This is a genomic window from Pseudaminobacter soli (ex Zhang et al. 2022), assembly GCF_014595955.1.
GTDB classification, from domain to species: domain Bacteria; phylum Pseudomonadota; class Alphaproteobacteria; order Rhizobiales; family Rhizobiaceae; genus Kumtagia; species Kumtagia pseudosoli.
On sequence record NZ_JABVCF010000009.1, the window covers coordinates 109,050 to 128,863 of the forward strand.

Here is a 19,814-nt window from a genome sequence, read left to right on the forward strand (position 1 = left end):
GTCGGATCATCCCCCATGTCGCAGAAGACCGAAAAGCTGTTGTCGCTCCTCGACGGCCAGCCCGTTATTCCCGTGCTGAAGATCGAGAATGTCGAGGATGCCGTGCCGCTGGCCCGTGCCTTGGCGCGCGGCGGACTGAAGGTGATCGAGATCACGCTGCGCACCAAGACCGCGCTGGAATCCATCCGCCGCGCGGCTGCGGAAGTGCCGGAAGCGGTCGTCGGCGCGGGGACAATCCTCGACGCCAGGCAGTTCGACGAAGCGGCCAAGGCGGGCTCGCGCTTCATCGTCAGCCCCGGCCTCAGCCGTGAACTGCTCTCCGCCGCTGCCGGCAGCGAGGTGCCGCTGCTTCCGGGGGCGATCACACCCTCCGAACTCATGACCGCACGCGAGGCAGGGCTCGACTTCCTGAAATTCTTCCCGGCGGAACAGGCAGGTGGCGCCGCGTTCCTCAAGGCGCTCGCATCGCCGTTCGCCGGCATTCGCTTCTGCCCGACCGGCGGCGTCTCGGCGAGGAACGCGAAGGACTATCTCGACCTTTCCAATGTGATCTGCGTCGGCGGCTCCTGGGTCGCGCCGGACGATCTGGTCAAGGCCCAGGACTGGGCGGGCATCGAAGCGCTGGCGCGCGATGCAGCCGGTCTGGCGAAACACTGAGACTTCGCAAAACTCTGAGACCGACCTGAAAGCAAAAGAGGCGCCGTGTGGGCGCCTCTGGTTTCCTCAGTCGAGCGGACCCGCTCTATTCGAACCGGGTGACCGGCATAAAGGTCACCGCCTTGCCGCTGAAGCGGTTGGCGTTGGCGACACCCTCGTCGCCCTTCATGAAGCCCGCGGTGTAGACTTCGCGCGGGGCGGTCACAACCACGTTGTAGGCGAAGGACGGGGCCGTCGTGTTCTGGCTGGCGTTCAGCACATAATCCTTGTTGATCACCCAGCGCGCGGCTTGCGGCTCGGCTGCCTTCACCCGTGTCTTGCGGTCCGGCTTGGCGTCCTGAGCGGTCGGCCGCGCCAGCTTCGGCGTCGTGCGCACGCCGAGTGCGGCGACGGCCTGCGGATCAAGGCCATCAGCGATGGCGCGCTTGGGCGAAGCGGCCGAGATCGAGGCCAGCGCCGCGACGCGCTCCTCGCTGGCTTTCACCGCAGCCGCCAAGGCGACCCGGTCGTCTTCGTTTTGCACTGCCGGCACCTCGGGACGCGGCGCGGGAGAAATCATGGACTGGAGCACGTCGTCGTGTTCCGGGCGCGGAGCCGGCATCGGCACGGCTTGCGCATCGCTGGCAGTCAGCGGATCGCGTTCCGCGGCCGCGAGAGCGAGAAGCACTTCGTCCTGCGGGCCCGGATCTACGTCCTGCGCGGCTCGGATGAGGTCCGGTCGCGGCGTCGGCAGCGGAACGCCGGCCGCGACCTGAAGAGGCTGGTTGGCGGCGCCATTGGGGTCAGCCGCTGCCATATCGGCTGGAGGCTCCTGGGCCATGCCGAAGGGAATGTTGTCCGGAGTTGGCTCGTTGGAAGCCACTTGGGTCGCCCCGGCATTCGGTTGCTGCTCAAAGCCTACATCGGCCTGGGGACGCGGCGCCATCATCGGCAGCGGAACCTCCCGGGCCGGCAATGCCGCTATGATCGTCTCCGGCGCTGCAGCTTCTTCCGCGGCAGGCAGGTCGACTCTCTGCGCCTGTTCAGGCGGGACGACCTGGATGCCGGGCAGCCTGGCGTCGGCCTTGGGCTCGGCTTTCGCGACGACTGCCCCAGTCTGCGGCGCAGCCCTTGCCGGGGCTTGCTGCACGACCTGCGGCTGCGGTGCGACGAATCCTTCCTCGTCCTCGTCTTCGCCATTGCCGAACAATGCCGCAAGCAGGCCCTTCGAGGGCTTCTTGGCACCCGCTGATGCTAGTGCAAGCGCAGTCCCGCCGTTCTTCTTGCGCGCTTCATAGGAGGCCAGCGCCTGCTCGAAGCCAGGCAACGGCTTGCCGTCAGTGGGGACGTGCAGCGTCTTTCCGTCAGGGAAGAGCGCAACCAGTTCCCTGCGGCTCATGCGCGGCCAGTGCCGCACGTTGCCGACGTCCATATGCACGAAGGGCGAGCCCGAGTTGGGATAGTAGCCGACCCCGCCGACCTCCATCTTCATGCCGGCCGCGCGCAGTTGCTTCAGGCTGACGCCGGGGATGTAGAAGTCCATCGCCTTGCCAAGCATGTGCTGGCTGCTCTTGGCCACGCCCTTGCTGCGGCTGCGCAGCATGGAATTGGTGGCCGGCGAACGGTAGGCAGACACCACATGGACGTAGTCTGTCGCACCGACTGACCGGTAAACCGCCCAGAGGAGGTCAAGCAGTCGCGGATCCATCTTGGTCGGCTCGTTGCGCCGCCAGTCGCGCAGGAACTGATTGATCTTCTGCAGCCCGGCCTGATCGTAGCGCCCGTTGCGCTTGAAGGTGATCTCGGCCCGTTCCTTGGTGTGGACGAAATAAAGCTTCAGCGTCCGTGTCTCGGCGCTTGCCATTGAGGTTCCGGTCCCGGCCGCGCATAACGCGACGACCAGCCCCGCAAACCATTGTTTCCAGCGGCGATAGGCTCGCCGGGACTCTTCCTGCTCGACTCGTGTCAAATCAAATGGCCTTGTGGCTGCCGTTTGTCCCCGGATTTGAACACCGGACACGCCCTCACGCGTCCGAATATCGACCCTAATGGTTAATCACAGCTTATTGAAGCCTAAATGCGGTGAGAGCGTGGCGGAACGGCTACAAACGTTCCCTCATCCACGGCATGGTTAACTACCGGTTCTGGGGTACGAGCCTTACGCGACGATGGTGTGACGGAGGTCGCTTGGGAGGCTTAGACGCGGGGCGCCGCTTTCTACGACGCGATCCTGTCGGAGCGGCCCGTCTCGGGATCGATCCCGTATTCCTTGAGCTTCCTGTAGAGCGTGGAGCGCCCGATGCCGAGACGCCGTGCGACCTCGCTCATCTGGCCGCTGTAATGCTCGATGGCCATGAGGATCATGTCGTACTCGACTTCCGAGAGGGGCCGGACCTCCCCTTGCTCGTCCAGGGCTCTGAGCGTTCCGCCAGATGAAGGCTCGACCGTGTTCGCCGGGAATTGCGCATTGGCGAACTGCGTTTCCTGCTCGTCCTCTGGCGAGAACTCCCGCGCGAAATCGGCTTCCGTTGCACCAGGCTCATAGCGGTTGAAGGCGGCCCGGTCCAGATCCACTGTCCCTTCTACCTGCGCCCTGATCTGTGGAAACTCGTCTTCGGTGAGGGTATTTCCTTCGCAAAGCACGACGGCGCGAAAGAGGGCGTTTTCGAGCTGGCGGATGTTGCCGGGCCAGTCGTAGGCCTCCAGCATCGCCAGCGCACGCGGCGAAATACCCTTCACCCGCCCCTTGGTCTCGGAGGCGGAGAAGCGGGAAAGAAAGTGCCGGACCAGCGGCTCGATGTCCTCCCGGCGATTGCGCAGGGGCGGCACGATGATCGGGTAGACGCTAAGCCTGTAGAACAGGTCCTCGCGGAAGAGGCCATCCCTGACCCGCTGCAGGAGATCGCGATGGGTCGCCGAGATAAGGCGGATATCGACCTTGACCGTCGACCGTCCGCCGACCGGATCGACCTCGCCGTTCTGCACGGCGCGCAGGAGTTTCACCTGCACGTCGGGCGCGAGATCGCCCACCTCGTCGAGGAAGAGCGTACCGCCATTCGCCTCCACGAACTTGCCTGCGTGCTTCTCGGTCGCCCCGGTGAATGAGCCCTTCTCGTGCCCGAACAGGATGGATTCGACCAGGTTCTCCGGGATGGCGCCGCAGTTGACCGTCACGAACGGTTTTGAGGCGCGCTCGCCGCTGCCCTGGATGGCGCGGGCGACCATCTCCTTGCCCACCCCCGATTCGCCCTCGACGAGGATGGGGATGTTCGAGGCGGTCGCCTTGCGGGCCAGAGAGAGCGTCCGCTCCATCGCCGCGCTGCGCGTGATGATGTCGCGGAAGCCGAGCGGGCCGGCGGCCTGTCGCACCGTGCGCCGGGCTTCACCGCCCCGGGATTCTACCTTCAGCGCATTCGCGATCGCGGTCTTCAGCCGCTCCGGCGAGGCCGGCTTGACGACGAAATCGAACGCGCCGGCCCGCATGGCCGCCACCACGGTGTCGATGCCGCCCTGGGAGGTCTGCACGATGACCGGCAGCTCCAGCCCGCGCTCGGCCATGCCCTTCAGCACGCCCAAACCGTCCACACCCGGCATGACGAGGTCGAGGATGACCAGCGAGATGTCGCCCCCTTCGGGACCGTCCAGCACCGCTAGTGCAGTTGCCCCGTCGTGGGCAGCGACTGGATCGTAGCCGAAGCGCCGTACGGCCGCGTCGAGAAGCCGCCGCTGGACCGGATCATCGTCGACAAGGAGGATGCGCGCCGCCATGGCCGTTTGACAAACCCCGGGACCCTTCTGGCCATGAATGCCGTGTGGATGATAGTGGCAGCGGACCTAAATAAGCGTTTAAGTGCGTGGTCCAATTTTCGCGGACTGCCGCGATTGCATGCAAGGATTGGGCGGCGCAGGAACCCGCCATCCTGGCGCCAGCGTTGAATGGAAAGGAAGTGCGATGGGATCGTTTCCAGGAGGGACTGCCCATGCGGCAGTTGCTGCGGCCGCCGGTTCGGCGCCGAGCGGCGAACTGCCGGAGTGGGACCTCACCGATCTCTATTCCGACATGGACAGTCCCGAGCTTAAGCGGGATCTCGCGCTTGCCGCCGAACAGGCGATCGCGTTCGAGAAGCGCTGGAAGGGAACCCTGGCATCGGAGGCTGCGGCCGGATCAGCCAGCCGGCTCGGCGAGGCCCTGCAGGACTACGAGGCGCTCGAGGAACTGATGGGGCGCATCGCGTCCTATGCCGGCCTGCTCTATTCCGGCAACACCGCCGATCCGCAGCGCGCAAAACTCTATGGCGACGTGCAGGAGAAGATCACTGACGCCAGTTCGCACCTTCTCTTCTTCGCGCTGGAACTGAACCATATCGACGACGAACTGGTCGCCTCCGCGCTCGAAGCTGACCTCGCCTTCGGCCACTATCGGCCCTGGGTGCTCGATCTCAGGAAGGACAAGCCCTACCAACTGGAGGACCGGATCGAGCAGCTATTCCACGAAAAATCGGTTACCGGCCGCGGCGCCTGGAACAGGCTCTTCGACGAGACGATGACCTCGCTGCGGTACAAGGTCGACGGCGAGGAACTGACGCTCGAGCCTACTCTCAACAGGCTGCAGGACCCCGACCCAAATGTGCGGCAGACCGCAGCCGAGGCACTGGCCGCGACCTTCAAGGACAACCTGCGCACCTTCACGCTGATCACCAACACGCTCGCCAAGGACAAGGAGATCTCCGACCGCTGGCGCGGTTTCCAGGACATCGCCGACTCGCGCCATCTCGCCAACCGGGTCGAGCGCGAAGTAGTGGACGCGCTCGCCGCCGCGGTACACGACGCCTATCCGCGCCTGTCGCATCGCTATTATGCGATGAAGGCCCGATGGCTCGGCATGGAGCGCATGAACCATTGGGATCGCAACGCGCCCCTGCCGGAAACGCCGCAGGCGACCATCGGGTGGGACGAGGCGAAGCGAACCGTGCTGTCCGCCTACAATAGTTTCTCGCCTGACATGGCCGACATCGCCCGGACCTTCTTCGACCGCAGGTGGATCGACGCGCCGGTCAGGCCCGGTAAGGCGCCGGGCGCCTTCGCGCATCCGACGGTGCCGTCGGCCCATCCTTACGTGCTGCTGAACTACATGGGCAAGCCGCGCGACGTGATGACTCTGGCGCATGAGCTCGGTCATGGTGTGCATCAGGTGCTGGCCGCATCGCAGGGCGCGCTGATGGCCTCGACGCCCCTCACTCTGGCGGAGACGGCATCGGTCTTCGGCGAGATGCTCACCTTCCGCTCGATGCTCGACCAGACCACCGACCCGCGCGAACGCAAGGCGATGCTCGCCCAGAAGGTGGAGGACATGATCAATACGGTCGTCCGCCAGATCGCCTTCTACGAGTTCGAGCGGAAGGTGCACACCGAGCGCCGCAACGGCGAGCTGACAGCCGACCGGCTCGGCCAGTTCTGGCTCGAAGTCCAGAAGGAGAGCCTTGGCGACGCGATCGTGCTGCGCGAGGGATACGAGACGTTCTGGACCTATATCCCTCACTTCATCCATTCGCCCTTCTACGTTTACGCCTACGCCTTCGGCGACTGTCTGGTGAACTCGCTGTTTGCCGTGTATCAGGGCGCCGAAACGGGCTTTCAGGAAAAGTACTTCGACATGCTGCGGGCAGGCGGGACAAAGCATCATTCGGAACTTCTTGCGCCTTTCGGCCTGGATGCGTCGGACCCAGCCTTCTGGCAGAAGGGACTCTCGGTCATCTCCGGTCTGATCGACGAACTCGAAAGTCTCGACTGACCAACTTTTGGCTGACGGCAACAGATTGCAGCCGCGTGTACTGACGTGACCTCAGATCCATTCGTCCTCTTCCGCGACGATCCCGCGGGCCGTGACGTGCTGTTCGAACGGCCGAGCGAGATCATCGCGGCCGAGACGGCGCCTGACTTCGCTGCGGCTCTCGAACGAGCGGAGATTGCGCGTCGGCGCGGCAAATGGCTGGCCGGCTATCTCTCCTACGAGGCCGGCTACCTGCTCGAGCCGAAGCTAGCCCCGATCATGCCGGAGGGGCGGCGCGCCCCTTTGATCTGTCTCGGCGTGTTCGATGCTCCTTCGGACCGGCTGCCGGAACGCGCGCTTGCAACGCCTACCAACGGCCCGATCTTCGACGCGCGCGCCGCCTGGAGATTCGAGGACTACGCGCCGCGGTTCGAGCGGCTGCATGGGCATCTTCGTGCAGGCGACTGCTATCAGGGTAACCTGACCTTTCCCATCCATGCGCATTGGTCCGGTGACCCGCTCGCCGCCTTCGAGGCGCTCACCGCCCGCCAGCCGGTGAAATACGGGGCACTGGTTCAACTCAGCCAGCCGGTGGTGCTGTCGCGTTCGCCCGAACTCTTCTTCCAGGTCGACCAGGAGGGCTGGATCGAGACCCATCCAATGAAAGGGACAGCGCGGCGCGGCTCCACCGAGGCCGAGGATCGCCAACTCAGAGAGGAACTGCGCAACGATCCCAAGAACCAGGCCGAAAACCGCATGATCGTCGACCTGCTGCGCAACGACATCTCGCTGATCAGCGAGGTCGGCACCCTCGACGTGCCCGAACTGTTCAGGATCGAGACGTATCCCACCGTGCATCAGATGGTGAGCCGGGTCCGGGCCAAGCTCCTGCCTGACCGGACGATCCGCGACATCTTCGCGGCGCTGTTCCCTTGCGGCTCGATCACCGGCGCGCCGAAGATCCGCGCGATGGAGATCCTGCGGGAACTGGAAGGCACGCCGCGCGACGTCTATTGCGGCGCGATCGGATGGATCTCGCCCGGCGGGCCGATGCGGTTCTCGGTGGCGATCCGCACCATCTCGCTCTTCCCGAATGGCGAAGCCGTCTACAATGTCGGCGGCGGGATTGTGTTCGATTCCAATGTCGAGGCGGAATATCAGGAATGTCTTCTCAAGGCTCGCTTCGCGACGGGGACGGTCCCGGCTTCGGACTGATCGAGACCATGCGGTGGGAACCCGAGCAGGGTTTCATCCGCTTGCCCCGGCACCTTGGCCGCCTTGCCCAATCGGCGGCCGAACTCGGGCTCCGCTGCGATCTTGCCAAAGTCGAACGCGAACTGGCGAAGGTATCAGGCGCATTGCCCTTGCGGGTGCGCCTCGTACTCTCCCCCGATGGCCTTCCCTCCGTGACCACCCAGCCATTCCAGCCGCTTCCGGAGGGCGTGGTGTGGCGCCTTGGGATAGCGAACGCGCGCCTCAACTCCGCCGACCCGCTGCTGAGGCACAAGACCACTCGTCGCGACACGTATCAGCAGGCGCGTTCGGAGTTCACGCCGGCCGAGGCGGATGAGGTCATCCTGCTCAACGAGCGGGATGAAGTCTGCGAAGGCACCATCACCAACGTTTTCGTCGATCCCGGCGACGGCGGACCGCTGCTCACCCCGGCTCTCTCTTGCGGCCTGCTGGCGGGTGTGCTGCGTGGCGAGCTTCTCGACGAAAGCGCCGCGCGCGAGGCCACTCTCTTTCTCGCCGACCTCGAAGGCGCCAAGGCGATCTTCGTCGGCAATTCCTTGCGAGGGCTGATCCCCGCCGAACTCGCACCTCATTGACCCCGGGCGCGTCCCCTCATACCTTCTGGTAAAGCTGTATGGGACGTCCTGATGGCAGCCAGCGAAACATTGACGGTGACCATCCCCTCCGAGACTAGGCGGGAGTTGGAGGAGTACGCGCGACAGACCCAGCAATCCAGCGCCTCGGTGATCCAGGAAGCGATCGAGGCGCATCTGGCCGACCGCCGCGCCTTGCGGCGATCGAGGAGGCAGTGGAAGAGGCCGATAGAACAGGTGAGTTCGTTTCATGGGAGGCCGTCAAGGAGTGGATGAACTCCTGGGGGACCAAGGACGAGATTCCAGTTCCCCAGCCTGACATCTTCACCAAGCGCGGATGAAAGTACGGCTTCTGAGGGCGGCGCTGCGCGACCTTCAGGAAGTGCAGGCGTATATCGCGGCAGAGGATCCTGAGGCCGCGTCTAGAGTGATTGAAAAAATTCAGAAGGCAGTCGATCTGATCGCTGAACGGCCCCAGATTGGCAGACCGGCCTCGCCAGGTAAAATTCGCGAGTGGTCTGTTCCGCGATTGCCGTACGTCATACCTTACCGCATCTCTGGTGAGTTCGTCTAAATCATCCGAATCTGGCACACTAGCCGTAACCGACCCAAAGAATGGCAATAGCAGCACCCCTCCATACGCCCTACGACGGCTCCTCCAAACTCTTCGCAATCGGACTGAAGCCCCTCGACCCAGACACCTGGATCGAGGTCGACCGTCATTTTGAAAGCTATATCGCCGAAAAGAAGCGGCTCTATGCGGAGATTCCCGAGCGGATCTGCGTCGAGGAGCCGGACACCATCGATGGTCAGCGCGAGGTGCTGTCCCTCATCGAAAAGCACCTTCAGACGCATGGGGCGCATCTCTTCGGCAGCCCGGACAGACTCACGCATGCCCTTGCGACAACGGAGACTCACGATACGAAATCCCCGCTCCGAAAAGCCTCGCTGCTCGTCCAGGAGGATCTCGTCCTGATGCGCAAGGGCGAAGGCGGCTGGCGCCTTGCCGCAGCCTCGCTGTGCTTCCCCTCCTCGTGGTCGCTGCTGGAGAAATTCGGCAAGCCGCTGCAGGACATTCATCAGCCTGTCCCGGGCTTCGGCCCCGGAACTCGGATGGCCGAACTGATCAACCGCATGTTCGACAGCCTCAAGGTGGAACAGCCGGTTGAGCGGTGGAACTGGTCGCTTCAGGCCGGCAACGATCTTTACCTACCGCTATCCGATGACGAGCGCACTGATCGAGCCCTTACCCGGCCCTCGAAATTCCCGGATGGCGACATGGTGGCCCGCGCCTTCATGCGCCTGGAGCGACAGACGCTGCGCAAGCTTCCGGTTTCGGGGGACATTCTGTTCACGATCAGGATTCATCTCGATCCGCTGTCTACGCTTTCACGCCATCCCGACTGCGCAAAAATCGCCGAATCCTTTGTCGCCCAGCTTGCTGTGCTTGACGAGGCGCAGCTTGACTACAAGGGACTTACCGCCGACCGCGACCTGCTGATTTCCATCCTGCAGGACATGGCCGGCAAGGCGAACGCGCCAAGGGAAATGGCGATATAGGGTCGCCGTCGCCCGATTCAGCTTTATTTCGGTTCTGTTCTGTGATGTTGCACGCGGGCTCGATCGCTGACGACGAGTTCATGCCTAACGGAGGGACCGATAGAAAATGGTGAGCGGACGATGGCCTGTCCATGGTGAGATAACCGGCCCTGTGGTGATGATCGGCTTCGGCTCGATCGGCCGCGGGACCCTTCCCCTGATCGAACGGCATTTCAAGTTCGACAAGTCGCGCATGGTGGTCATTGACCCAAGCGATGCCGACCGTAAGCTCGTCGACGAGCGCGGCATCAAATTCATGCAAGACGCGATAACCAAGGACAATTATCGGGAACTGCTCACGCCGCTTCTGACGGCCGGCGGTGGGCAGGGCTTCTGCGTCAATCTTTCGGTCGACACCTCCTCTCTCGATCTGATGAAGCTCTGCCGCGAGCTTGGCGTGCTCTACGTCGACACGGTGGTCGAACCCTGGCTCGGCTTCTATTTCGACAATGCGGCCGGCAACGAGGCGCGCACCAACTACGCCTTGCGCAGCACGGTTCGCGAAGAAGTCCGCAGGAATCCGGGCGGCACCACCGCCGTCAACTGCTGCGGCGCTAATCCGGGCATGGTGTCCTGGTTCGTCAAACGCGCCCTGGTCAATATCGCAACCGACATGGGCTTGAATTTCGAAGAGCCGATTGCGTCGGACCGCGAAGGCTGGGCCCGGCTGATGCAGCGGGTCGGTGTCAAGGGCATCCACATCGCCGAGCGCGATACGCAGCGCACCAAGAAGCCGAAGCCGTTCAACGTGTTCTGGAACACCTGGTCGGTCGAAGGTTTCATCGCCGAGGGCCTGCAGCCCGCCGAACTTGGCTGGGGCACGCATGAGACCTGGATGCCCGCCAACGCCAAGACACATGAGAAGGGTACCCAGGCTGCGATCTATCTGGAGCAGCCGGGCGCCAACACACGCGTCCGCTCATGGTGTCCGACACCCGGCCCGCAATACGGGTTCCTGGTCACGCACAACGAGTCCATCTCGATCGCCGACTTCTTCACGGTGCGCGGCAAGGATGGCAAGGTCGAATACCGTCCGACCTGCCACTACGCCTATCACCCCTGCAACGACGCCGTGCTCTCGCTGCACGAGATGTTCGGCGCCGAGGGCAAGGCCCAGCCCGTCCAGCACGTCCTTGACGAGAACGAGTTGGTCGACGGCGTCGACGAACTTGGCGTCCTGCTCTACGGCCACAGCAAGAACGCCTACTGGTATGGCTCCCAACTGTCGCTGGAGGAGGCGCGCCGGCTGGCGCCCTACCAGAACGCCACTGGCCTGCAGGTGACCTCGGCAGTGCTCGCCGGGATGGTCTGGGCGCTGGACAATCCGGAGGCAGGCATAGTCGAGACCGACGAGATGGACTACCGGCGCTGCCTTGAGGTGCAGATGCCCTATCTCGGCCCGGTCCACGGCTACTATACGGAGTGGACGCCGCTCCACGATCGCCCTGGCCTGTTCCCGGAGGACATCGACCAGAACGACCCCTGGCAATTCCGCAACATCCTCGTTCGGTAAGCGTTGCCTTTGACGCAGCCGGCTTGCAATCGCCAGGGTTTCAGGCGATTGCAAGCTGGGCGGACCAAGGAGAGGGATCTGCACATGGCAAATACGATCAGGCCGTTGATTTCTGGCACCGTGGTCCTGCTGGCCGCGGCACTTGCGGGCTGCGTCAGCGGCGGGCCTTCCGGCGGTGGCAGGCCGGTGGCGGCGGCGCCAAGCGGCGTCGAGGGCACATGGATGGATTCGACTGGGGGCGTTTCTACCTTGTCGGGCGGAGTCTTCCAGACAGTCGCCTCCGATACCGGTGAGAAACTCTCAGAAGGCTCTTACGCGCAGACCTCTGCTAATGCGGTTAGCATAAAGGGGATTTCACTCGCGCGGCAGCGTCGGAACCTGCCGGCCGAAGTTGCATTCAACTGCCTGCTGGTGGACCCGAACCAACTTAACTGCACGACGTCATCGGGTCAGAACTTGGTACTGAGGCGGCGCGGCGCGGCCTGACCGCAGTTCCGGAAGCCATCGGCACATCTACCCGGCTCCGCGATTCCGCTTGCATCCCGCAAGGCGGCGATGGAACATGCGCGAATGTAAGAAGCGGTCAGGGCGATGCGCGAGAAGCGCAGGAGAGGGCCGCAGAGGGGAGAAATCCATGAAGAAGTTTGCAGCCATAGTCGCGCTGTCGGCATCGTCGCTTGCAATCTCGGCGGGTGCCTCCTTCGCCGACTACTCCTTGACCATCCTGCACATCAACGACTGGCACAGCCGCATCGAATCCAACAACAAGTACGAATCGACCTGCTCGGCCGAGGAGGAGACCAAAGGCGAGTGCATCGGCGGCGCGGCGCGCCTTGTCACCGCGATCAATGACCGCCGCAAGTCGCTCGAGGGGCAGAACGTTATTCTCCTGAACGGCGGCGACAACTTCCAGGGCTCGCTCTTCTACACGACCTACAAGGGCGCGGCGGAAGCCGAATTCCTGAACCTGATGAAGTTCGACGCGATGACCGTCGGCAACCACGAGTTCGACGACGTCGAGGACGCGCTGGCGCCGTTCCTGGACGTGATCAAGTTCCCGGTCCTCAGCGCCAACGTGCAGGCGAGCGCGGCCGCCAAGGTGGGCGACCGCATCAAGCCGTCGGTGGTGCTCGTCATCGGCGGCCAGAAGATCGGCATCATCGGCGCGGTCACGAACGACACGCCCGAAATCGCCTCGCCCGGTCCGAACATCACGATCGAGGACGACATCAAGACCATCACCGCCGAGGTCGAGAAACTGAAGGGCCAGGGCGTCAACAAGATCATCGCTCTGACCCATGTCGGCTATCCGCGCGACAAGGAGTTGATCGCCAAGATCCCCGGCGTGGACGTCGTAGTCGGCGGCCACTCGCATTCGCTGCTCTCGAACACCGACGCCAAGGCCGAAGGCCCATATCCGACGATGATCGACAATCCGGAGGGCTACCAGGTTCCGGTCACGCAGGCGGCGTCCTATTCGAAGTATCTCGGCGAGTTCACGGTCAGCTTCGACGACAACGGCGTGGTGAAGGAAGCCAAGGGCGATCCGCTCTATCTCGACAACTCGATCAAACCGGACGAGGCCGTGCTGGCGCGCATCAAGGAGCTCGGCGCCCCGATCGAGGAATTGAAGAACAAGGAAGTTTCCGAGACCACGAAGGAGATCGACGGCAGCCGCGAGAGTTGCCGCGCGCGCGAATGCGAGATGGGCAACATGGTCGCGGATGCGATCCTGGATCGCGTAAAGGGCCAGGGCGTCGAGATCGTCTTCCAGAACGGTGGCGGCCTGCGCGCTTCGATCGACCAGGGCGTCGTCACGATGGGCGAGGTGCTGACGGTGCTACCGTTCCAGAACACGCTCGCGACCTTCGAGCTCAGCGGCAAGGACGTCGTCGCCTCGCTCGAGGCCGGCGTAAGCGAGGTCGAGGAAGGCAAGGGCAAGTTCCCCCAGGTCGCCGGGCTGAAATACGCCTTCGACGCCTCGGTGAAGCCGAACGAGGGCCGGATCAAGTCGGTCGAGGTCATGGAAAACGGCGCCTGGAAGCCGATCGACGAGGCCAAGACCTATAAAGTCGCGACCAACAACTATGTTCGCCAAGGCGGCGATGGCTATGCGCTTTTCGCCAGCAATGCGAAGAACGCATACGACTACGGTCCGAGCCTGGAACAGGTTGTCGCGGACTATCTCGCGAATAACCGTCCGTACACGCCGAAGCTGGACGGCCGCATCGTGGAGGTGGCGCAGGCGCAGCCTGCCGCCCCCGAGGCCGCACCTTCCCAGCCTGCACCAGTTCCGACCGAACCGGCGCCGGCTGCCCCGAAAGTGTCAGAGCCTGCCGCCGCCGAAACCACAGCGCCCGCGGCCGCTCCCGCCGAGACGCCGGCTGCTGGCGAAGCGGCAAAGCCGGCCGCGCAGACCCCCAGCTCCTACGTGGTGGCGGCCGGCGACAACTATTGGGACATCGCCGAGAAGCTTTATAATCATGGGTCCAAGTGGAAGCTGATCGCGGACGCCAATCACTACCGGCCGCGCTTCCTGCCTGTGGGCGCGAATCTGACTATACCTCATGCGAAATGACCGTTTGATTTGCGGGCGCGCCCGCATCGGATGCGGCCAGAGGCTGCATTGAAAAGCAAAGCGTGGTGAATACCTATACGGCGGCGCGGAAATCCCTTCCGTGCCGTCGGCGCTTGTCGCGCTGCCCGCCTTGATCATCAGCCGGCTCGAGAGCCGCCTGCTCCGCTCCGGAGAGAAGCCGAATGGACGCAACAACGCCCGTTGCCATTGCGAGGCCAGGAACGGGGCCGCAGCCTCAAGGCCATCCACCGCTGGAGGCGCGTCGGGTCGGCGTTCTGCTGCTCAACCTCGGCACACCGGATGCGACGGACTTCGCCTCGATGTGGCGCTACCTGCGTGAGTTCCTCTCCGACCGACGCGTCATCGAGACGCCGCGTTGGAAGTGGTATCCGATCCTTTACGGTATCGTCCTCAACACGCGTCCGCGTTCGTCCGGCGCGAACTACGATAAGATCTGGGACCGAGAGCGGAACGAGTCCCCGCTCCGCACCATCACGCGCTCGCAGGCGGAGAAACTGCAGCAGGCGTTTGCGGGCGACGAGCGCATCCTGGTCGACTGGGCGATGCGCTACGGCAATCCCTCGACCGAAAGCGTAATGCAGCGCATGCTTGCACAAGGCTGCGACCGCATTCTGGCCGTGCCCCTCTATCCGCAATACTCCGCCAGCACGACGGCCACCGCGAATGACCAGGTGTTCAGCGCGCTGATGAAGATGCGCAACGCGCCCGCCGTGCGCACTCTTCCGCCCTATTATGACGAGCCAGCCTACATCGAGGCCCTCGCCCACTCAATCGAGCGCTTCCTCGGCACTCTCGACTTCCAGCCGGAGATGGTGCTGGCCTCCTACCACGGCCTGCCGGTGAGCTATTTCCAGAAGGGCGACCCCTATTACTGTCACTGCCAGAAGACGACCCGGCTCCTGCGCGAGCGCCTCGGCTGGCCTGCCGAGCGGCTGCTGACCACCTTCCAGTCCCGTTTCGGCAAGGAGGAATGGCTGCAGCCCTATACGGACAAGACGGTCGAGAGGCTCGCGGGCGAAGGAGTGAAGTCGATGGCGGTGATAACCCCCGGCTTCTCGGCCGACTGCGTCGAAACGCTGGAGGAAATCGCCGACGAGGTCGCGGAGGTTTTCCGCCATGCCGGCGGCGTCAACTTCGCCCACATACCCTGCCTGAACGACACCGCCGAAGGCATGAGCGTGATCGAGACGGTCGTGCGCCGCGAACTCGCAGGCTGGATCTGAGCACCAGGGCGGAGCCTACATCACGCGTCGTTCCGGTGACCGGGGAGACCTGTCATTGCATAGTCTCGCCAACCAGTTAGACTGATTCCCGGCCGCTTCCCGGTGGGCTTGGCGGGAAGATGCAACGTTCAAGGGGGGAAGAATGCCGTTCACCGGTTTTGATGTCGTCATACTGGTCCTGGTCGTCCTGGTCCTGCTTGTCCTGTTCATGGGCATCAAGACGGTCGGACAGGGCTACAACTACACGGTCGAACGGTTCGGTCGGTACACCAGGACACTGACGCCCGGACTCAACCTGATCATCCCCTTCATCGATCGCATCGGCGCCAAGATGAACATGATGGAGCAGGTGCTCGACGTCCCCACCCAGGAGGTGATCACCCGCGACAACGCTACCGTCGCCGTGGACGCCGTCGCCTTCTACCAAGTGCTCAATGCCGCCCAGGCCGCCTATCAGGTCGCCAACCTGCAGGTCGCGATCCTGAACCTCACCATGACCAACATCCGCTCGGTGATGGGCTCGATGGATCTGGACGAACTCCTGTCCAACCGCGACGCCATCAACGACCGGCTGCTGCACATCGTCGACGAAGCCGCAAATGTCTGGGGCCTCAAGGTCACGCGGGTCGAGATCAAGGACATCAATCCTCCCGCCAATCTGGTGGAGTCGATGGCCCGCCAGATGATGGCGGAGCGCAACAAGCGCGCGCAGATCCTCGAAGCCGAAGGCCTGAAGCAGGCGCAAGTGCTGGAGGCCGAAGGCCGCAGGGAGGCCGCCTTCCGCGACGCCGAGGCACGCGAACGCGCGGCCGAGGCGGAGGCACGCGCGACCCAGGTGGTGTCAGATGCAATCGCCAACGGCGACGTCCAGGCGATCAACTACTTCGTCGCGCAGAAATACACCGAGGCACTCGGGAAGATCGCTTCCGCCGGCAACAGCAAGATCATATTGATGCCGTTCGAGGCCTCGTCCCTGATCGGAACGCTGGGCGGCATCGGTTCGATCGCTCGCGACATGTTCGGCAACGACGGAGGGTCTCCCGCACCCCGCTCGCCAGCCCGGCCGCCGCTGACGCGCCCGCCTGAGCAGAGGTAGGGAGAGTGCAAGTGCTGGAGTGGATGCTTGTCCAACTCGGGCCCTGGAACTGGATGGTTCTGGGGCTGGTGCTGCTGGCGCTCGAAATTCTCGTTCCGGGCGTCTTCCTGCTATGGATCGGCATCGCCGCCCTGGTGGTCGGCGCGATCTCGCTCATGCCCTGGCAGGCGGAAATATGGGTCTGGCAGGTGCAGGTCCTGGTGTTCCTGGTGCTTGCGCTGATCTCGGCCTATGTGGGGCGCAAGATCACCGCCGCGCAAACCACCACCGATCAGCCGCTGCTCAACCGACGCGGCGAGCAACTCATCGGCCGCACCGCGACCCTGACGGAGCCGATCCTCGAGGGCCGCGGACGCATCAAGCTCGGCGACACCCTATGGCGGGTTTCCGGGCCCGACCTACCGGTCGGCACCCGGGTTATCGTCATCGCAGTCAATGATCTGGAACTGGTGGTGGCGCAAACCTGACCTGCGCGCTGGCCCGGATCGTCAGGCCGCGCCGACCTTGAGCAGATCGTGAAGATGCACGATCCCGACGACCTCGCGGTCCTCGACGACCACGAGCGCGGAAATGGATGCATTCTGGATCATCTGAAGCGCCGAGGCCGCGAGCATATTGGGCTCAACGGTCTTCGGCTTGTGCGTCATCACCTGATCGACGGTCTTCGACGGCAGGTCCTGGTCGAACTGGCGGCGCAGGTCGCCATCGGTGATGATGCCCTGCAACTCGCCGTGGTCATCGAGGACGATCACGCAGCCGAAGCGCTTGGTCGACATCGCCCTGACGGCCTCGGTCATGTCGGTGCCCAGCTTCACCGACGGGATTTCGCTTCCCTGGTGCATGATGTCGCGGATCTTCGTCAGGCTGGCGCCGAGTTGCCCGCCCGGATGGAAGGTGCGGAAATGATCGGGCGTGAAGCCGCGCATCTCCAGAAGCGCGATCGCCAGTGCGTCGCCGATGACCAGTTGCTGAAGCGCCGAGGTGGTCGGCGCCAGCCCGTGCGGGCAGGCCTCGGGCGCGGCGGGCAGGCAGATCACCACATCGGCGGCTCGCGCCAGTGTCGATTGATGGCGCGCCGTCACGCCGATCAGCGGGATCGAGAAACGGCGGGAATAGGCGATGATGCCCTTGAGCTCGTGCGATTCCCCCGACCAGGACATCGCGATGATCGCGTCATCGCGGGCGATCATGCCGAGGTCGCCGTGATTGGCTTCAGCCGGATGCACGAAGAAGGCCGGCGTGCCGGTCGAAGCCAGCGTGGCGGCGATCTTCGAACCGATATGACCGCTCTTGCCCACGCCAGTGACGATCACGCGTCCAGTGATCGAGGAGATGATCTCCACCGCCTGGGAAAACGGCTCCGCGAGACCGTTCTGAAGAGCAGCGGCCAGCGATGCGAGGCCGGCCTGCTCGATGGATACGGTCCGAAGCGCGGATTCAGCCGACGACGAATGGTCCGTCAGCTTCTGCAGTTTCCCTAGCGGCATGCACCCTCTCAGTACGACTTAGTCCCCAAGCTCTCCCATACGCCAGATGTGGAGTTGCTGCCAGTAAACTAGTCTAACTTCTTGTTAGCAACTGCGGACTTTCTGGTCCTACGCGCACCATTGACCGATGCGTTCAAGGCACACCATCCGATTCATTGTTTCATCTGTCGTTCCAGCACCCTCGGCGTGAGCTTACGAGTTTTGGCCGAATTGGCTCAGACTGCGGGCTCCGCTGTCTCTTAACTTGTCGATGGGGCCGAGGCGTCCATCGCTTCCGAGCTACCGCGTGCGACCTCCCCCGACCTCATCCTCTATGGATGATTTAAACCGCTGTTAACCACCCTCCTTTACGGTCCGGTAACCACGGCGCTCGCGCCGCAACATCATTTGGAAGTCATGCCGCCGGTTCGAAACCAGCCACTCAACAGCCTGCGGGCACCGGCGCTCGGCGTACTCCTCGCTGCGGCAGCGGGTACCGCACCTGTTCTGCCGGCCATCGCTCAAGAGACGCCGACCCTGCGCGGGGGGCTATCGCAAGGGAACTCGGCCCGCCCGGCGGCTGAGGCGAGCGGAGCAATTCCGGTGCCCTACGAGCCCGCGAGTGCAGGTGCCGTTCCGGCGGATTCCTCGACTTCCGACGGCAGTCTGTTCGGGCAACGCGACGACGCGCGCAGCGCCTTCTCGGACAATACTCCCACGCCAACGCGCCGGCCCTCCACTGCAGCCGCCCGGGACAGAGAACGGGCACGACTGAACAGCGCCGAGACGGCAGTTGAAGGTTCCGAGCAGCCTGCACCGGAAGACACCGGCCGGCAGGCCACGGCGATCGTCCGGACACCGCCGGTTGGATCTGTCGAGAAGATCGGCCCTCCTGAAGGCACCGGGCGACTCGACGCCATCCAGGACCTCGATCCCACCAACCCCGAAGACAACCCATTCGCCCCGCTCGGTCTGCGGGTCGGCACCTTCATTTTGCGGCCCTCGCTCGAGCAGGGGCTGACCTATACGACGAATGCCGATTACAGCCCGAACGGTACGGATGCCCTGCTCTCGGAGACGACGTTGCGGCTCAACGCGATCTCCGACTGGAGCGAGCATTCGGCCTCGCTCGACGCCTACGGCACCTTCCGCGACTCGCTGTCCGGCTACGATCTGAGGGAGACCAGTGCCGGAGCGCTGGCGGCGCTCAATCTGGACCTCGGCGAAGAGACGCGGGCGCGGACCACGCTGGAGTACGAGCGCGCACCCGAGACAGCATCCTCTCCGGTCACGATCGAGGGTACCGTGTCGGAGCCGATCCGCCAGACATTCAGTGGGAGCATCGGGCTGGAGAGAGAAGTCGGGAGGGCGCTCTTTGGCGCCACAGGCCGCATCGAACACGACCGATACGGCGACGCGGAACTGTCGAACGGGGACTCGCTGTCGCAGGAGGACAGGAATTCCACCCTCGCGACGTTGTCCCTGCGTGCCGGATACGAGATCTCGCCAGTGCTTGCTCCGTTTGTCGAGGGCGAAGTGGGCCGCCGCTTTTATCAGCAGGAGACCGACGGCGCCGGCTTCGAGCGTTCATCCGATCGGCTCGGCGCCCGTGCCGGTCTGGCGGTAGACCTTGGCGAGAAGCTGAGTGGCGAAATTTCCGGCGGCTGGATCCGCGAACAATTCGACGATGACCGTCTCGCGCCGATCGAGGGTCCGACATTGAACGCCCTGATCACTTGGTCGCCCGAACGCGAAACGACCGTCGTTGCATCAGCTTCCACCACCGTCGAAGGCACGACCAATGCTGGCGAAAGCGGATCGATCCTTCACTCGGGAGAGATCTCCCTCGAACGTCAAGTCCGTTCCAACCTCACCGCGAATGGGATGATTGGCGCGGGCTATCGCGACTACTCGGGCAGCACCTCGCACGACTTCCTGTTCAACGCTCAGGTCGGCGCGACCTGGTGGCTGAACCGCTATACCGGGATCACCGGCAGACTCCGTCACGAGAGCCTGCGCAGCAACATCGAGGGACGCGACTACGATGCGAGCAGCGTCTTCCTGGGAATGACGCTGCAACGCTAGG

At 63.8% G+C, this 19,814-nt stretch carries 16 protein-coding genes; 13 read left to right on the forward strand and 3 right to left on the reverse strand.

Annotated elements, in window-relative coordinates:
• Nucleotides 1-15: 15 nt before the first annotated feature.
• Nucleotides 16-657, forward strand: a complete 642-nt coding sequence (locus tag HUI96_RS17380; protein WP_188255949.1) for a 2-dehydro-3-deoxy-phosphogluconate aldolase — start codon at nucleotides 16-18, stop codon at nucleotides 655-657.
• 85 nt (nucleotides 658-742) lie between these two features.
• Here the strand turns inward: HUI96_RS17380 and HUI96_RS17385 are convergent, their stop codons facing one another.
• Together HUI96_RS17385 and HUI96_RS17390 are read right to left on the reverse strand one after the other, a co-directional pair.
• Nucleotides 743-2,500, reverse strand: coding sequence for a DUF882 domain-containing protein (locus HUI96_RS17385; protein ID WP_188255950.1), 1,758 nt, complete (start codon nucleotides 2,498-2,500; stop codon nucleotides 743-745).
• 353 nt (nucleotides 2,501-2,853) lie between these two features.
• The gene (locus HUI96_RS17390; protein ID WP_188255951.1) at nucleotides 2,854-4,404 is read right to left on the reverse strand and encodes a sigma-54-dependent transcriptional regulator; all 1,551 of its coding nucleotides are present in this window, start codon (nucleotides 4,402-4,404) and stop codon (nucleotides 2,854-2,856) included.
• 184 nt (nucleotides 4,405-4,588) lie between these two features.
• Between HUI96_RS17390 and HUI96_RS17395 the strand changes: the two genes are divergently transcribed.
• The 11 genes from HUI96_RS17395 (at nucleotide 4,589) to HUI96_RS17445 (ending at nucleotide 16,729) form a co-directional block, all read left to right on the forward strand.
• Nucleotides 4,589-6,427: a M3 family oligoendopeptidase gene (locus HUI96_RS17395; RefSeq protein ID WP_188255952.1), complete on the forward strand. Its 1,839-nt coding sequence runs from the start codon at nucleotides 4,589-4,591 to the stop codon at nucleotides 6,425-6,427.
• Between the two features lie 45 nt (nucleotides 6,428-6,472).
• Complete coding sequence (locus HUI96_RS17400; protein ID WP_188255953.1) at nucleotides 6,473-7,621, forward strand: aminodeoxychorismate synthase component I; 1,149 nt, start codon at nucleotides 6,473-6,475, stop codon at nucleotides 7,619-7,621.
• Nucleotides 7,570-8,235, forward strand: a complete 666-nt coding sequence (locus HUI96_RS17405; RefSeq protein ID WP_188255954.1) for an aminotransferase class IV family protein — start codon at nucleotides 7,570-7,572, stop codon at nucleotides 8,233-8,235. Before HUI96_RS17400 ends, HUI96_RS17405 begins: the two co-directional genes overlap by 52 nt.
• A gap of 334 nt (nucleotides 8,236-8,569) precedes the next feature.
• On the forward strand, nucleotides 8,570-8,806 hold the full coding sequence (locus HUI96_RS17410) for a type II toxin-antitoxin system RelE/ParE family toxin (RefSeq protein ID WP_188255955.1): 237 nt from the start codon (nucleotides 8,570-8,572) through the stop codon (nucleotides 8,804-8,806).
• A gap of 41 nt (nucleotides 8,807-8,847) precedes the next feature.
• Nucleotides 8,848-9,792, forward strand: a complete 945-nt coding sequence (locus HUI96_RS17415) for a heme-dependent oxidative N-demethylase family protein (protein WP_188255956.1) — start codon at nucleotides 8,848-8,850, stop codon at nucleotides 9,790-9,792.
• 106 nt (nucleotides 9,793-9,898) lie between these two features.
• A complete protein-coding gene (locus tag HUI96_RS17420) occupies nucleotides 9,899-11,344 on the forward strand; it encodes a homospermidine synthase (protein ID WP_188255957.1) in 1,446 nt (481 codons plus the stop codon).
• 84 nt (nucleotides 11,345-11,428) lie between these two features.
• A complete protein-coding gene (locus HUI96_RS17425; RefSeq protein WP_188255958.1) occupies nucleotides 11,429-11,830 on the forward strand; it encodes a hypothetical protein in 402 nt (133 codons plus the stop codon).
• 148 nt (nucleotides 11,831-11,978) lie between these two features.
• Nucleotides 11,979-13,922 (forward strand): 5'-nucleotidase C-terminal domain-containing protein, encoded by a 1,944-nt coding sequence (locus HUI96_RS17430; RefSeq protein ID WP_188255959.1) that lies wholly within the window; start codon nucleotides 11,979-11,981, stop codon nucleotides 13,920-13,922.
• 182 nt (nucleotides 13,923-14,104) lie between these two features.
• A complete protein-coding gene (gene hemH, locus HUI96_RS17435) occupies nucleotides 14,105-15,166 on the forward strand; it encodes a ferrochelatase (RefSeq protein WP_188255960.1) in 1,062 nt (353 codons plus the stop codon).
• Nucleotides 15,167-15,308: 142 nt separating this feature from the next.
• Complete coding sequence (locus HUI96_RS17440) at nucleotides 15,309-16,262, forward strand: SPFH domain-containing protein (protein WP_188255961.1); 954 nt, start codon at nucleotides 15,309-15,311, stop codon at nucleotides 16,260-16,262.
• Between the two features lie 11 nt (nucleotides 16,263-16,273).
• The gene (locus tag HUI96_RS17445; protein ID WP_188255962.1) at nucleotides 16,274-16,729 is read left to right on the forward strand and encodes an NfeD family protein; all 456 of its coding nucleotides are present in this window, start codon (nucleotides 16,274-16,276) and stop codon (nucleotides 16,727-16,729) included.
• 21 nt (nucleotides 16,730-16,750) lie between these two features.
• On the opposite strand, the gene HUI96_RS17450 is transcribed toward HUI96_RS17445, so the two are convergent.
• Nucleotides 16,751-17,749, reverse strand: coding sequence for a KpsF/GutQ family sugar-phosphate isomerase (locus HUI96_RS17450; RefSeq protein ID WP_188255963.1), 999 nt, complete (start codon nucleotides 17,747-17,749; stop codon nucleotides 16,751-16,753).
• 396 nt (nucleotides 17,750-18,145) lie between these two features.
• On the opposite strand from HUI96_RS17450, the gene HUI96_RS17455 reads away from it, so the two are divergent.
• Complete coding sequence (locus HUI96_RS17455; RefSeq protein WP_188255964.1) at nucleotides 18,146-19,813, forward strand: outer membrane beta-barrel protein; 1,668 nt, start codon at nucleotides 18,146-18,148, stop codon at nucleotides 19,811-19,813.
• The last annotated feature ends 1 nt before the right edge of the window (nucleotide 19,814 follow it).

Excerpts from the sequence above, each read along its gene's own strand:
- HUI96_RS17380 (WP_188255949.1), top strand. The coding sequence starts at position 16 with ATGTCGCAGAAGACCGAAAAGCTGTTGTCGCTCCTCGACGGCCAGCCC.
- HUI96_RS17385 (WP_188255950.1), bottom strand. The coding sequence starts at position 2,500 with ATGGCAAGCGCCGAGACACGGACGCTGAAGCTTTATTTCGTCCACACC.
- HUI96_RS17390 (WP_188255951.1), bottom strand. The coding sequence starts at position 4,404 with ATGGCGGCGCGCATCCTCCTTGTCGACGATGATCCGGTCCAGCGGCGG.
- HUI96_RS17395 (WP_188255952.1), top strand. The coding sequence starts at position 4,589 with ATGGGATCGTTTCCAGGAGGGACTGCCCATGCGGCAGTTGCTGCGGCC.
- HUI96_RS17405 (WP_188255954.1), top strand. The coding sequence starts at position 7,570 with ATGTCTTCTCAAGGCTCGCTTCGCGACGGGGACGGTCCCGGCTTCGGA.
- HUI96_RS17410 (WP_188255955.1), top strand. The coding sequence starts at position 8,570 with ATGAAAGTACGGCTTCTGAGGGCGGCGCTGCGCGACCTTCAGGAAGTG.
- HUI96_RS17415 (WP_188255956.1), top strand. The coding sequence starts at position 8,848 with ATGGCAATAGCAGCACCCCTCCATACGCCCTACGACGGCTCCTCCAAA.
- HUI96_RS17420 (WP_188255957.1), top strand. The coding sequence starts at position 9,899 with ATGGTGAGCGGACGATGGCCTGTCCATGGTGAGATAACCGGCCCTGTG.
- HUI96_RS17425 (WP_188255958.1), top strand. The coding sequence starts at position 11,429 with ATGGCAAATACGATCAGGCCGTTGATTTCTGGCACCGTGGTCCTGCTG.
- HUI96_RS17430 (WP_188255959.1), top strand. The coding sequence starts at position 11,979 with ATGAAGAAGTTTGCAGCCATAGTCGCGCTGTCGGCATCGTCGCTTGCA.
- hemH (WP_188255960.1), top strand. The coding sequence starts at position 14,105 with ATGGACGCAACAACGCCCGTTGCCATTGCGAGGCCAGGAACGGGGCCG.
- HUI96_RS17440 (WP_188255961.1), top strand. The coding sequence starts at position 15,309 with ATGCCGTTCACCGGTTTTGATGTCGTCATACTGGTCCTGGTCGTCCTG.
- HUI96_RS17450 (WP_188255963.1), bottom strand. The coding sequence starts at position 17,749 with ATGCCGCTAGGGAAACTGCAGAAGCTGACGGACCATTCGTCGTCGGCT.
- HUI96_RS17455 (WP_188255964.1), top strand. The coding sequence starts at position 18,146 with ATGCCGCCGGTTCGAAACCAGCCACTCAACAGCCTGCGGGCACCGGCG.